This window comes from Alkaliflexus imshenetskii DSM 15055, assembly GCF_000517065.1.
In the GTDB taxonomy this organism is placed as follows: Bacteria; Bacteroidota; Bacteroidia; order Bacteroidales; family Marinilabiliaceae; genus Alkaliflexus; species Alkaliflexus imshenetskii.
On sequence record NZ_KI912105.1, the window covers coordinates 1,695,367 to 1,708,988 of the forward strand.

11 protein-coding genes are annotated in these 13,622 nt (G+C 36.8%); all 11 read right to left on the bottom strand.

What is annotated here, in order from left to right; all coding sequences use genetic code 11:
* Window positions 1-10: 10 nt before the first annotated feature.
* Entirely contained in the window at window positions 11-2,431 is a 2,421-nt protein-coding gene (locus ALKIM_RS0106915; RefSeq protein ID WP_026474000.1) for an SLBB domain-containing protein, read from the bottom strand.
* Between the two features lie 288 nt (window positions 2,432-2,719).
* Window positions 2,720-3,301, bottom strand: a complete 582-nt coding sequence (gene rfbC / locus ALKIM_RS0106920) for a dTDP-4-dehydrorhamnose 3,5-epimerase (RefSeq protein ID WP_026474001.1) — start codon at window positions 3,299-3,301, stop codon at window positions 2,720-2,722.
* 5 nt (window positions 3,302-3,306) lie between these two features.
* Window positions 3,307-4,191, bottom strand: a complete 885-nt coding sequence (rfbA, locus tag ALKIM_RS0106925; RefSeq protein WP_026474002.1) for a glucose-1-phosphate thymidylyltransferase RfbA — start codon at window positions 4,189-4,191, stop codon at window positions 3,307-3,309.
* 167 nt (window positions 4,192-4,358) lie between these two features.
* A complete protein-coding gene (locus tag ALKIM_RS0106930; RefSeq protein WP_044117792.1) occupies window positions 4,359-5,093 on the bottom strand; it encodes a WecB/TagA/CpsF family glycosyltransferase in 735 nt (244 codons plus the stop codon).
* A gap of 137 nt (window positions 5,094-5,230) precedes the next feature.
* Window positions 5,231-6,430 carry a CDP-glycerol glycerophosphotransferase family protein gene (locus tag ALKIM_RS0106935; RefSeq protein ID WP_026474004.1) on the bottom strand — a complete coding sequence of 400 codons (1,200 nt, stop codon included), beginning with the start codon at window positions 6,428-6,430 and terminating at the stop codon, window positions 5,231-5,233.
* 56 nt (window positions 6,431-6,486) lie between these two features.
* Entirely contained in the window at window positions 6,487-7,536 is a 1,050-nt protein-coding gene (locus ALKIM_RS0106940; protein WP_026474005.1) for an NAD-dependent epimerase/dehydratase family protein, read from the bottom strand.
* 18 nt (window positions 7,537-7,554) lie between these two features.
* Window positions 7,555-8,277, bottom strand: a complete 723-nt coding sequence (locus tag ALKIM_RS0106945; RefSeq protein WP_026474006.1) for an IspD/TarI family cytidylyltransferase — start codon at window positions 8,275-8,277, stop codon at window positions 7,555-7,557.
* Complete coding sequence (locus ALKIM_RS19195) at window positions 8,274-9,362, bottom strand: polysaccharide pyruvyl transferase family protein (protein WP_026474007.1); 1,089 nt, start codon at window positions 9,360-9,362, stop codon at window positions 8,274-8,276. Before ALKIM_RS19195 ends, ALKIM_RS0106945 begins: the two co-directional genes overlap by 4 nt.
* A 31-nt stretch (window positions 9,363-9,393) precedes the next feature.
* The gene (locus ALKIM_RS19200; RefSeq protein ID WP_052345460.1) at window positions 9,394-10,317 is read right to left on the bottom strand and encodes a glycosyltransferase; all 924 of its coding nucleotides are present in this window, start codon (window positions 10,315-10,317) and stop codon (window positions 9,394-9,396) included.
* On the bottom strand, window positions 10,314-11,573 hold the full coding sequence (locus ALKIM_RS0106960; RefSeq protein ID WP_026474008.1) for an O-antigen polymerase: 1,260 nt from the start codon (window positions 11,571-11,573) through the stop codon (window positions 10,314-10,316). Before ALKIM_RS0106960 ends, ALKIM_RS19200 begins: the two co-directional genes overlap by 4 nt.
* Window positions 11,574-11,576: 3 nt before the next feature.
* Window positions 11,577-13,025: an oligosaccharide flippase family protein gene (locus ALKIM_RS0106965; protein ID WP_026474009.1), complete on the bottom strand. Its 1,449-nt coding sequence runs from the start codon at window positions 13,023-13,025 to the stop codon at window positions 11,577-11,579.
* Window positions 13,026-13,622: the final 597 nt, after the last annotated feature.

Sequence of the window (13,622 nt, forward strand, 5' to 3'; positions counted from 1 at the left end):
TGTAGGTAACTTAAAGATTGTTGATAATAGTTACAATGGTCAGCGCAATTGTTGACAGCCCACTGCTTATGCCAATCCATGCCGTGGCAGGCAGTGGCGTGCGTTCCGGTTTTTGCGGCACCACGATTTGACTTCCCGGAGTCACTTGTGGGTAGGACGTGAAAAGAAAATAACTTCTGGTAGCAGCTGCAGTTCCATTGGGATACACCACATACGCCTTCCTACGCTTGGCCCGTACGCCAAAACCGCCACTCTGATCGATATAGAAACGAAGTCCGCGTCCCTCTATATAAGGCATACTCAGCGGGTTTAAGACTTCTCCTTCTATTTTAACAGTTTGCAGTCTGCGCGGAACAATTAGTTCATCTCCATCCTGCAGGAATATATCATCACGACTTCCTGGACGCGTAATTGCACGAGACAAATCCACTCCTACTACCTCAAAATCCATATCGCTAAATGTAACGCCGTCTTCAGATTTTTCCAAAGAGGCGCGCAACCTCAATGTTTTAGCATCTTGCTTTACCACCCGCGTTAGCATTGCACCCTGGGCGTAAGCCTCTGTTGTTAATCCACCTGCACGTTTGATAATATCAGAAAGGCGTTCATTTCGCCCAACCAAGGCATATTGACCTGCATAATTCACCTCGCCACCAATTTTAACTTTCGAAGTCTCGACATACCCCGGAGCTTTACGCACAAAAATCTGGTCGTAGGGTTCCAATTTAAACGCAGCATCTTTACTTCCGAGTGTCAACGATCGAGGCACTGTAAACTGAAAAAGGTGCCCTGTCTTCTCTCCTGATTTTGCTGCTTCGTCATAAGACAATCTGCGCGTAACCTCAACATAGCTTTCAGAGGCGGATTCCTTCAGTCCTCCGGCTAAAGCCACCATATCTCCTAGGGTCATTTCATCACGAAAATAAAAAATGCCGGGACGCTGCACTTCTCCATCAACACTTACTGTGCGATCTTCGCGCATATCGCTAATGAGTGATATGGTGACCACATCCTCGCGCTTCAGAAATATCTCCTTACGACCTGACACAACATCTGACACATTGAAAGATATATTGGAAGGCGTCAAATCATCATTTAATCTAAAAATCATGCCACGTTCAAGAAATGCATCCTCTCGCACACCGTCGGCCCGGGTTAAAAGCTCATTAAGAGTGAGCCCGTCGGTAAGTTCATAAGTGCCTGGACGAAATACGCCTCCTTCCAAAACTACCCTATTGGTAAACCGACTTAATATTTCACCAGCATAAAGGCTGTCTCCATTTTGTATGATAAAATCATCAAACATAGCACTAAAAACATCTCTGACTTCGCTTTCTCTTCCCGTGTTACGATGCAGTTCAATCCGCTGCCGATAAGCCTTTTCATTAAACCCTCCGGCATACTCAATGAGCTTCCCGATGGTCTCATTATGAGCAGCTTCAAATATACCGGTACGTATGAAACTACCCCCCACGCGCACTCTGTTCCGAAATGTTGGAACCAATATTACATCTCCATCATTTAATGAAATGTTAACTGCACTATTGCCGTTAATGAGATAATCATACACATCAAGCGTGCGAACAACTTCGCCGTTGCGAATTACCCTTATCTCCCGAAACGACCCTCTGATGTTAGGCCCTCCTGATAAATACAGTGCATTGAAGGCGGTGGCGGTTCCTGGCAAAGTATAGGTTCCCGGAGCAAACACCTCTCCTACCACATTGACTGTTATTGGCTTTATGGCGCTGATCTGAATGCTAACAAAAGTGCGCGGGGTAGCTGCCACCATGTCCCGATAAATCACTGCCAACTTATCAAAAATGCGCCTTTCAGCCTCTTTTAAGGAAAATCCCCCTACCATTATCGGACCTACATTTGGAATATTAACCCTCCCATTTTTGTCTACACTCTGCACATAGCTTTGCTGAGAGGCGCCATATACATCAATAATAAACTCATCGCCCGGGCCTACCACATAGCTCCCGGTAACAGGATAGTTCACGCCTGGTTGAAATGTCAGATTATCTGAATTAAAAAGATGGTACCCAAACAAACGCTCCTCCTCGCGCGTGGCAACAAAGAAGGACTTCTCAGAATAGAACGCATTGTCTTTCCCAAATAACTCTTGATCAACTGAAAACCCAACATCAGACCCTCCCTGCATACTACCTCCCACACCAGACTGACTCGCCTGAATACGTTGACGCAATTGTAGTATCTGTGTCTCTGAAACACCTCGGGAACGAGCCAATGCGATGGCCTGCTCTTCACTCATGCCTCTGCGTTGCATCTCAGTGATGAGTCGTGCTATCTGAGTCTCACTCAATGAGGTCACATCCACGGTTGCCGGATTCACATTTTGACTCTGTGCCAATATTGGCAACATTAAAACTACCAAAGTGATGAAAAAAAGTAAATATTGCCTCATATCTATCTTATATACCTATCAAATTATACTGTTACAATGCCGGTAAAAAACTCAAACCTGAGTCCTGCTTAAAAAAGCAGTTATTCATAATGCCTTTTACAAATATACAGCTACATACCTTAAACTCAAATCAAACAGATTACACCACAACTTTCACAGATGCTTATTTATAAGAAAAGTTGCGCTGAATGGGTGGCGCAACTTCTAATATGAACGAAAACAGCTTGATTAAATTGTATGTAAGCCCGAAATCTACTCCATAAAAAGTAGGGGAAAATTAATCGTTAATCAACCCTCAGTAAAGGCGCATAACTCAGAATATATAAATGGAGCTGTTATGTCTCGAAGTCTTTTCAGTCTTTTATCTTTATCAGATAACAAAATTTGTTCATCCTTGAGAATCCAGTCAATACTCAAAAAGGGATCATTATAAGCTATCCCTGAATCATAATCTGGTGCGTATGCATTGTCTACCTTATATGAAAAAACTGCTTCTTCTGATAAAACAACAAAACCGTGAGCAAAGCCCCTAGGAATATACATCTGGCGTTTATTGTCTCCTGATAACAACACAGCAACATGTTTCCCAAAAGTTGGAGAACCAATGCGTATATCAACTGCCACATCTAACACCTCACCAATGATACAACGAACCAACTTTGCCTGCTCAAAAGGTGGCCTCTGGAAATGCAACCCTCGTAAAACGCCTCTGGTTGAACGAGATTCATTATCCTGTATAAAATTTACAGAACCGATATGCTTCTTGAAAAACGTTTCATTGTACGATTCAAAAAAATAACCACGAGAATCACCAAAGACCCGTGGCTCTATTATAACTACTCCTTCAACTTCAGTTTCTACTATTTCCATAATTACTATTTAACTCTCCTTTCCGAAATTGACAATAAATATTGCCCATACTGGTTCTTAATCAACTGATTTGCCATTCCGAGTAGCTGATCTTTTGAAATCCATTTGTTTGAATAGGCTATCTCCTCAGGACAAGCAACTTTTAACCCTATTCTTTTCTCCAGTGTCTCTATGAAATGACTAGCTTCAAGAAGTGATTCATGCGTACCAGTATCAAGCCATGCAAAGCCACGGCCCATCAATTCAACCTTTAAACGTCCTTCATCCAAAAACTCCTGATTAACTGATGTTATCTCTAGTTCTCCTCGCGAAGATGGTTTTATTTGCTTTGCTGTTTGAATTACGCTATTAGGATAAAAATATAGCCCCACGACAGCATAATTTGACTTTGGATGCTCTGGCTTCTCCTCTATACTGGTCACATTACCTTCATCGTCAAAAGTACAAACACCATATCGCTCTGGATCTGAAACCCAGTATCCAAAAACTGCAGCTTTATTCTCTTCACTTACAGTTTTTACTGCGCTATTTAACAACCCTGTTAAACCATGACCATAAAAAATATTATCGCCTAACACTAGGCAAACGTTGCTATCTCCAATAAAACTTTCTCCTAATATGAATGCTTGAGCCAAACCATCTGGCGATGGCTGAACCACATACTCCAACGATATACCCCACTGTGAGCCATCACCCAATAATCTTATAAAACCGGATTGATCTTCGGGTGTTGTAATTATCAGAATTTCCTTAATACCAGCCAACATTAAAACTGATAGTGGATAATAAATCATCGGTTTATCATAAACCGGCAACAACTGTTTTGAAGTTGCCAGAGTTATTGGATGCAATCGTGTGCCGGAACCACCAGCTAGAATTATGCCTTTCATATTTAATGTTTTACCCATCATTCGCGTGAATTAACCCTAATTCTTTGCAAGCTAAGCAGCCGATCCAAGTGAGAATACAATATGGCGCTTCCCTACAACAGAACTCGTGTCAAAATCTTTATTGATATCAGCTTTAGGAGCGGGTTGAAAACTCTAGCTTATCAAACTTACTCCTCAAGATTCTCTCCAACTTGGAAACTCTTCCTAAACAATAGCGCTTTAAGCACATCAATAAAAAATAGGGGCGAATAAATAAAGTAGCGCTTCCACAATCTGCGGGGTTCCTTAACAAATCGAACAAACCACTCCAGATTAGACTTAATCCAAAATGAAGAAGGGCGAGAAACCGTCCCCGCATAAAAATCGAATACTGCCCCTATTGAACAAATAATGGATGTGTTTAAACTAGCTGCATTCAAATAAACCCACTTCTCCTGTTTAGGTGCAGTCATCCCAACAAATAAGATGTCAGGCTTAAAGTCATTTACTTTAGATATCATTATTTGATTCTCTATATCAGAGAATTCATTTTTGAACGGTGGAGAAAAGAAATCTGTTGTTACTTGGGGGAACTCCGCGTTAATTCTCTCCGAGATCAAACTTAGAGTTTCTTGAGATGCTCCGAGAAAAAAAACTCTTTGAGATTGCTCATTTGCCCTCTTAAGCAAATGGAAAAAAATATCAGCACCCGCAATCTTTCGAATCCTCCTTCCATTTAAAATGCGATGAGCCCAAACGACCGAGAACCCATCAGGAAGTAAAATGTCTGATTCTAGAAGTGCTCTACGAAACAAGCCATCTGATTTAGCAACCACATAAGAATATGCATTTATAGTGCTAATCACAATCTTTCCAGAAGGTAATTGCACTAGTTGTCTATCAAAAACATTATAGCCCAACATAACGAAAAGTCTTAATTGAAATCCTTAAGATTAGAATAGGTCAGAAAATCCGAACTGGTATCTTAGCACAAAAACTAAACAAAAAAACGAGAGGAAGATAAGAAACTACCAATAAACAGCATTAAACATATTGAAAATCACATGTGTGATAGAAGTATTTCACATACCGTTTTTGTAGCTGTACCTTGCTCAAAACTACCTAAGCTAAACAAATGATTATCTACCTTCTTGAGGTGAGCATCGTAATCAAATCTCTCAATCAAACGACTAAGTTCTATATTTGTTCTTGCATATGGGAATGCCCATTCATCTATTGGGGTATAGAAACCTCTATCATTATTTAAGTAATAATCTAAATCTGGAGTGAACAGAAAAGCTGGCTTTTTAGTTAGGGCAAAATCCCACATCGACGAAGAGTAGTCGGTAATAAAAGCATCTGCTAAACACAACAATTCTTGCATCTCCTCATATTGCGACGCGTTAATAATATATTCATTCTCTAATTGTTCGTGAAATCCCAATACATGCCCTCGAAACACGAACACCCATTCACTATTCCATCGTTGTTCAAGACTTTTTAGGCACAATTCAATATCTAAATTAATCACCGTCTTCTGGCTCTTCACATTTCCTCGATAAGTAGGAGCATACAGTACGATTTTTTTATCTTCAGCGATACCCAGTTTGCTCTTTGCCTTTTGCGCGAGATTTGAATAATCCGAGAAAAAAACATCATTACGAGGCATGCCGGTTTCTATATAAGCAGAACCTGGTAGTAGTTGCGACTCCATCATCACTTCAGTAAATCTTTTACAACTCGAAACAAAAAATGTAGTATCCTTAGCGTTGTATATCGCTTTATATTGTTCCCACGCTTGATTATTTTTATCTTCGATTGTTTTGAGTCTTATGCCTTTTGATTTCTTGACCAAAGACTCCTGTTTTGGGCTTAATAGACCCACTCTTTTATATGCTCCTCCCCCATGCCAGGTATCTATCATGATTTGCTTTCTTCGAAGAGGTAGATATATAGGACTAGGGATATTTGAAACAATTATTTTTGAAGTCATCTGATAATAAAAATAAGCCAAACTATTGTATCTGACTTTTATTATATTGTCATAAGCTTCTAAATCCGCCGAAGACTCATTTATAACCCAAACAAAATCAATGTTGGTTTTATTATTAAAATAAAAATATTCAAAAAGTGCTCTGGGATTACAGGCAAACATTTTCCCTTTTTGACTAATAAATAAAATGCTGTTCTTTCTTATTGGGAATATACAAAAAACGTGCATTAACAACCGCACTATTTTATGAATTAATTGAGTTATCATAGTCTAAATAAACAGATACTAACTACCGAAAAAAGGTTGTAACGAAACCAAAAAAATTATGCGTTGATATTAATTAAACTTAGAATTAACCTTCTGTAGGATTCCTCCAAGGAGAACAACGCCTTCCATCCAAGACTTTCTAATTTTGCCGTGGACAAATTAAGCATAAGAGCATTGTTGTGAGCGTACATACTATTGACATCGTTTTGACATCTTACCTCTATCCTCCCTGCTGCAATCTTATTTGCAATCATTATGGCTGTATCCTTAATTGACAAAAAAGAATCTTTATCTGCAACATTATAAGCCTGACCTGGACGGCCTTTTAGCATAATCGTTAATATTGCCGAAACGGCATCCGCAACGTATAATGTGTTCCTTGTTGTGCTTCCGTCTGTTTTCAGAACAATGTCCTTTTCTTCAATAACAGCCCTCGCAAATTGTCCCGCCACACGAGTATCTTCGTATGACATCCCGGGGCCAATAGTTTGAGTTAAACGGGCTATCTTCACCGGCATATCAAATTCCTTACTATAAGAAACGCACAAACACTCAGCCAATCTTTTGCTTTCAGAATAGCTACTTCTAACATCTAAAATATCAATATAGCCATAATCAGATTCTGTAATAGGCTCAGCATTTTGAACAAACCCAAAAACTTCCATACTAGAAAGAAAGACAAAAGATCTTACACCGGCTCGCTTTGCAAACTCTAAAACACTTTCAGTTCCCTTAACAATTGTATTAATGGTTTTAACAGGATGTTGAATAAAATCAAAGGATGAAGTTACACTAGCTCCATGAACAATGTAATCAATTGAGAAAGTGATTGCTGGCAAATCTAATACGTCTCCAATAACAACCTCAATTCCAGCCAAAATATGCTCAGAAAAAGCACTCTTTATCCGATCCAAATCACGTGACAAAACAATAATCCGAACGGGGGAGTTAGCCTTTGTATTATACATGACCAGAAACTTAACTAAAAATGACCCTATAAGTCCAGTTGCCCCAGTAATTAGGATAGTTCTCCCTGCAAGCTCAGAAATAGGGACAGAACTATCCAAAATTGTTTCAATATCTTCAAAAATAATCTTATCTCTCATGGCTTTAACAATCTCAGACTAAATCCCAAATATTTGAGAATTTTCCTTGGCTTCATAAAGCGCTCTGAAAATATAGAAATCACTTGGTGTTGTAATTTTAATGTTTTCCGGACCACATCTAACCACCTTTAGCTCATACCCATACTGAACCATTAACGAAGCTGAATCAATAGTGTCTAACACTCCATCCTTAATGGCTTTATTATGAACAGTCCATAAATCTCCAAACTTAAATGACTGTGGCGCTTTAGCATAAAATGAAATTGACCTGTCGATAATATTTCCAACAATATCTTCATTCTTTAAATTAACTATAGTTTCAATAGCAGGACTAACTGTAATAGCAGCACCATATTTGCCTGCCACGTCAATATTCTCATTAATTAAATCCTTAGTCACTAAAGGGCGTACCCCATCATGAACCAAAACAAGAGAATTATGCTCACCTATGTCATTAATTACCTTTAACCCGTTAAATATTGACTGCTGACCATTTCTTCCTCCAGGAACAATTTTGACTATTTTTTTCAATTGATATTTCTTTATTAATTCTTCTAAGAATCCTATCCAACTCTCAATACATACAACAATAATATGGTCTATTCTAGGATGGAACTCAAATTGCTCAATTGTATGAATAATTATCTCTTTATCATGTAAACAAAGAAATTGCTTAGGCCTTCCACCACTGCTCATTCTTGTACCTGATCCTCCTGCAAAAATTAGTGCTATATGTTTCATCTTTTAAAGTGACTTTTTATGAAGTTCTCACATGTTTCAAAAAGTTTCCGTTTAACATCTATATGATTATCTCTATTCCTTAGAATAGTTTCATGATTAATAAAACTGGGTAAATCTCCAGAAGGTTTCAATCGATAATTATCATATTTTATGACATTAAAAAAATCTATTAAACCACCAAAACGCCCGCCATTTCTTCCAAGCACGACAGATTCGTTTAAAAAATCACTAGTAACAAATATGGTTGGCGTGTTCATCCCAATAGCCGGCAGTGCTGCATGTATTCTTGATGAGACTAAACACTTACACGATGAATACAAGTAAAGCAAGTGTCTAGCATAATCTAGTTTATCCTTTTCTTTTGGATAATCATTCTGCTTAATAATATGGGTTAAGTACTTTGCATTAAACAAAACGGAATCAGAAAAAGTGTTTGAATATGCTCTGTAAAAAGCTGCGATTTGAATAAACCGCTCTAATCTCCTAAAAAATGGTGCCAAAAAAGACAACTTTGAATTATAATTAAAGACTGAAAACAGTGGCTTGATTCTATGAAAATTCTTTATCCCATATATCAAAGGGACAAAGGTGTTCTTAAAAGAAAAGAAAGTCTTTCCAGAAATACACTCGTAATATGGGTCAACAAAAATAAATTGGTCACTTCTATTCTTTGAGAAGAACTTTTCTCCGAGTGTTAAAGTCAGGCATCCAGAGAAGTATGAATCAATCCCCTTGCTTTTAAAAATTTCCAGTGTAGAATAGTCTCTACAACCTATTGGCTCATGGTTTTTAAAAAAATCATAACCTTTACCTTGAAGCATCTTTTCTTTAGATGCGAAGTTTATATGAATAGATGTCAATAATGGAATGATATCACCACTGGGGGGCCAATGCTCAGGATGCCACATATACCATGCATTCATTAGAAGAATAGTCTTTTCTTTAGATGCGTATGTATCCAATGCTTCTCTTTCAACCAAAACATCAATTTCATCAAAAAAGACCTCCGCTACCAGGCTCTGTATATAATCCCCAATATTCTTTGTAGCTCCGGACCCGGAGCAAATTAACATCCCCACCTTCATAATCCATTATTTTTGTTTAATAAAAACCTTCTCAACTCCTTCCGAACAGAAGAAACAATAGAGTTTTAAAAAAACGATTTTTATTATTAAGATACATATAGTTAAAGTAAGCAAACCATGTCTTTAGAAACCTAAGCCTAAATAGAAAGCGCCTTTTATTTTTGTGGAATAAAATTGCTTCATAAATAAGATTAGTAATATCTTCATCAAAAGACAGATTGTTCACAGCATAACTTATTTGATGCAGCTTAGCATCACTCTGTCTTCCAAACAAACCTCGCAGTCTTTTCTCAATCCCTTTTCCAGTCCTATCAATCACATTCGAGTCATGCTGTCTATAGTAAGTTATTATTACAGGAGAAAAAACAAGACTTTTTTTACAGATTGCTGCCATGGCATACCAAACATCATGTACTTCAAAGACGTCAGGAACTTGATAGATGGATTTTAAAAAATTGGCTTTAAACATCATGCTAGCTCCTTGGCAAAAATTTCCAACAAAAAGAACCCGAATAGCTTTACCGATATCGCTATCAAGATACTTAGTCATTCCATTCAGGGATTCAATATGCGTTACGCCTAAAGACTGCAAGTTTTTATCAACGAACAATGCATTTCCAATACTTGCATCTTTGGTTCCAATCGAAGTGTGCAAAACCTCTAGGTGATTAGAAACCCATATATCATCCTGATCACATAAAGCTATATACTCACCTTCACATAGCTGGATCGCTATTTCAAAATTCTTCTTAAATCCAAGATTCTTGGGATTTTGAAATACTCGAATTCGGTTATCCCTACTTTGAAACTCTTGTAATATTTTCCAAGTAGAGTCATTAGAGTTGTCATCACACACAACAATCTCAAAGTCCTGAATCGTTTGATTTAATATCGATTCCAACTGATCTTTTATAAAATGCTCACCATTATAGGCGGCTAATGCTATCGAAATCATTTGAATGCTAGACCTAATTTAATCCTATACCTAATAAAAACATAAATCAGAGAAGTAAACACAATCAACTGAAAAAGGAACTTCCCATGCCACAATAAGTCAAAAACGCCGATAAACACCAACTCATAATAATAAAGGAAAGGTATTAATGAGGAGAACCTTATTGTATTCTCAAAACGAACAAACTTTATAAATAATCGTGAAATCAGAAAGAGAATTAACGCACCCAAGACTATTCCAAATTCAACATAAAAATCTCCCACGATAGTCTTAAAAAGCAGGACATTTGTACCAGTCATGTCAGAAAAGAAACTATACTGATCTGATCGTGATAAAAAAGTACGTGGGATATCATAAAATTGATATAAAAATGGGAACTTGAATTCACTCATTGGGTGCTCTTGTATGTTGCCCCAAAAAGTGCTATTAAAATTCAAAAATGATTCTCCAAAATATTTAAAGACACTCATGAGCGGCCCGAAGGCAGAGTTCCCAAACCTTGATGCAGTAAAAATTACAACAACTGAAGTTAGTAGAGCTACTATAAAAAGTGAACCAACATACAACAACCGCTTCGTCCTTTGAGGAATGAACCTTCTAAAAATCAAAAAACAGGTCATAAGTTCAATTATTATAAAGAACAATCCTCCCCTCGAAACTAAAACTATTGAAACAAAAACTTTGGGAATAACCGCAGCAACCAATAACAATATTGTCTTAAATCTAAACTCACTTTTGAAGGATAGATAATAAAATCCTAATAATAAAATAAAAGGGTACAACAACCGATGTAGTGTGTAAAGCCGATAAAGAAAAACAGGCATAGCTAACTCTCCATCTTCACTATCTCTGTACACTTCAGAAGCATTCTCTAAAGATGCATTATAATCAACAAAGAGTAACAAAAGTACTAGAAGACCTAAACCAAAAACAATACATAATTTGCCTAATATTTCAATTCTAAATTTATCATCAAGAACGACCATTTCAATTTTACTCTCGTTAAACTTTTTTATAGGTTCAAAGAGAAATATAAACGTTGCAAATAGATAAAGAAATGGATAAATTGATATCTCATTTGTGATTATATGGTTTCTATGTAAAAAACTATAAATACCACTCTCCCATATAAATAGGCTTGATAAAGAGACAAACATATACATCATCAAAAGAGCCTTGAATAAAAGACCCGTCCCTTTAACATTAAAAAGAAAATAAATGAAATACAACAGGAAATTAGCGATGAGAACACCCATGTATTATCGCTTTAATAGAATTTCGCACTTCTGCAAAGCCATACTTATATATTTATATGAAAATTGATTTCTAATGTAATAGTACTGCATTACTAAAAAAAGAATGCCGTTCATAACTATAGCAGTAGCAATTGTTAAAAAACTACCTAACTCCAATACAACTAAAAGTGCATTAACAGCGATGTAAGGCAATATACTAACTAAGTGCTTCTTTATCAATAAAAATGGGAAAGATATAATCTGCTTCCTAATAGCAAAATAGACGTAATATAAAGTGACAGAAGTTTCTGAGAACAAAAGAACAGAAGCTGTTCCAACACTTCCAAAACTTTCAACAAAAAGAACATTCCCGACAACCCCAACAATTGCTCCAATAATTGAAGCACGTAGGATCTGACCATCTTGCTTCAAAGGAATTAAAACTTGAATCGCAATAATCTGGGCAACACCAACAACCAATAATAGAGGCATTATCAACCTCATTGGTCTAATTGCGCCCTCAAAACCAGATCCTGATAATACGAAAATCAAATGTGACGTTAGTATAATGCCAACAACTATCACCGGCAAAACAAAGGACAACAATAAATCAAAAGACTTCTGTATCATTTCTTTAAACTTATCCAATTCTTTTCCCATTACCATACCACTCATTCTTGGTAACATAACACCAGTAAAAGCTGTATAAAACCCCAGCACAATAGTGTAAATCTTCAAAGCAGTCCAATAGTATCCCACCTCAGCGGAATTACAAACAAATCCTAAATACATTATATTAAAAGTTGTATACATGGAAGTCAGTATTGAATAGGTTCCAATATAAACAACCTGCTTAACAAATGGCTCTATTCTAATGTTTTTGAGTGAAAAGGTCACAAATTTCCTGGAATAGACTATATTAATTATGGAACTTACAACAATACTTAGAACTGTCAAAAAAAAGTATAATTCAATATCATTTTTTTCCTTAACAAACAGAAACAATAATAATAAATAAACAACTTTCACTACTCCATTCCGGATGCTTATAAACTTGAAATTTTCAATTCCTTTATAGAACCATTCAATCGAATATACTGTAAAAATCAGTTTTGCGCTACCAATCAAGAACAAAGCTCTGTGCGTCTCAAAGGATGGAACTGAAAAAATCAACACGAAATACAATACAACAACAATTATTAAAAACAGGGACGACAAAGATAATAAGCTACTAAACGCTGAATTTAATCTCTCTCTATCTGTCTTAACTCGTGCAATTTCTCTAACCCCTATAGTACTTATACCTAAAGTTGCGAAAAGGATAAAGTAGTTAATGGAGCTATCCACGAACCCCACGATTCCAACATTAACCACACCAAAAACTCTGGAAATATATGGAAACACAACAAGACCTACAAGGTAGTTTGCTAAAGTAAGAAATAAGTTATATAAGAAGTTTACCCTTAATCCCATAAAAAAAACCTATCAAACCAAAATCATCAAGTTTTCAAAAAAAATCAATGTTATTTAAAACCATTACTTCATATACGAAACCCTCATTAACTATATTTCTCATCTGCTAGAACAATCCTACTATCAAACACTACCAAAGACTTCATCATATACTCATAGCCTCGCTGCGAGCGTTGGTAATTAAATTCATCCTAATCATTAAGGATGACAAAGGCGAGTACATAGTCCAAGGCTTCGTAAGAGTTTTTGACTACTTTAACGCGGGGACGATTTCGGTATTATTTCAGTAGTTTAAGGAGTCAAGACAGCAAACACTTGTCAGCCTTAAATTTGAGTTTGTTCTTCCATAATTCGGCTTATTCGAACAATACCTAGTCGGTGGCTTCGGCGAGGCACTAACTAAGGGCTATTTTATCCAAATTACCTATCTCCCCCTAAAAACAAGAGGAGCCAAAGCTATCGGAGGCAATCAGAAATTTGTAACCAGTTTAGAGGTTCAAACCAATAGCGAAGGTGAATAAATCATCATTAACAAACCTCTAATCACAGAGAGCATAAATAGCGTTGATTCAGTACACGCACTGACCCAGAAAACAT

What these genes read in the sequence shown, in the direction of transcription:
- ALKIM_RS0106915 (WP_026474000.1), bottom strand. Translation starts at nt 2,431, where the DNA reads ATGAGGCAATATTTACTTTTTTTCATCACTTTGGTAGTTTTAATGTTG.
- rfbC (WP_026474001.1), bottom strand. Translation starts at nt 3,301, where the DNA reads ATGGAAATAGTAGAAACTGAAGTTGAAGGAGTAGTTATAATAGAGCCA.
- rfbA (WP_026474002.1), bottom strand. Translation starts at nt 4,191, where the DNA reads ATGAAAGGCATAATTCTAGCTGGTGGTTCCGGCACACGATTGCATCCA.
- ALKIM_RS0106930 (WP_044117792.1), bottom strand. Translation starts at nt 5,093, where the DNA reads ATGTTGGGCTATAATGTTTTTGATAGACAACTAGTGCAATTACCTTCT.
- ALKIM_RS0106935 (WP_026474004.1), bottom strand. Translation starts at nt 6,430, where the DNA reads ATGATAACTCAATTAATTCATAAAATAGTGCGGTTGTTAATGCACGTT.
- ALKIM_RS0106940 (WP_026474005.1), bottom strand. Translation starts at nt 7,536, where the DNA reads ATGAGAGATAAGATTATTTTTGAAGATATTGAAACAATTTTGGATAGT.
- ALKIM_RS0106945 (WP_026474006.1), bottom strand. Translation starts at nt 8,277, where the DNA reads ATGAAACATATAGCACTAATTTTTGCAGGAGGATCAGGTACAAGAATG.
- ALKIM_RS19195 (WP_026474007.1), bottom strand. Translation starts at nt 9,362, where the DNA reads ATGAAGGTGGGGATGTTAATTTGCTCCGGGTCCGGAGCTACAAAGAAT.
- ALKIM_RS19200 (WP_052345460.1), bottom strand. Translation starts at nt 10,317, where the DNA reads ATGATTTCGATAGCATTAGCCGCCTATAATGGTGAGCATTTTATAAAA.
- ALKIM_RS0106960 (WP_026474008.1), bottom strand. Translation starts at nt 11,573, where the DNA reads ATGGGTGTTCTCATCGCTAATTTCCTGTTGTATTTCATTTATTTTCTT.
- ALKIM_RS0106965 (WP_026474009.1), bottom strand. Translation starts at nt 13,025, where the DNA reads ATGGGATTAAGGGTAAACTTCTTATATAACTTATTTCTTACTTTAGCA.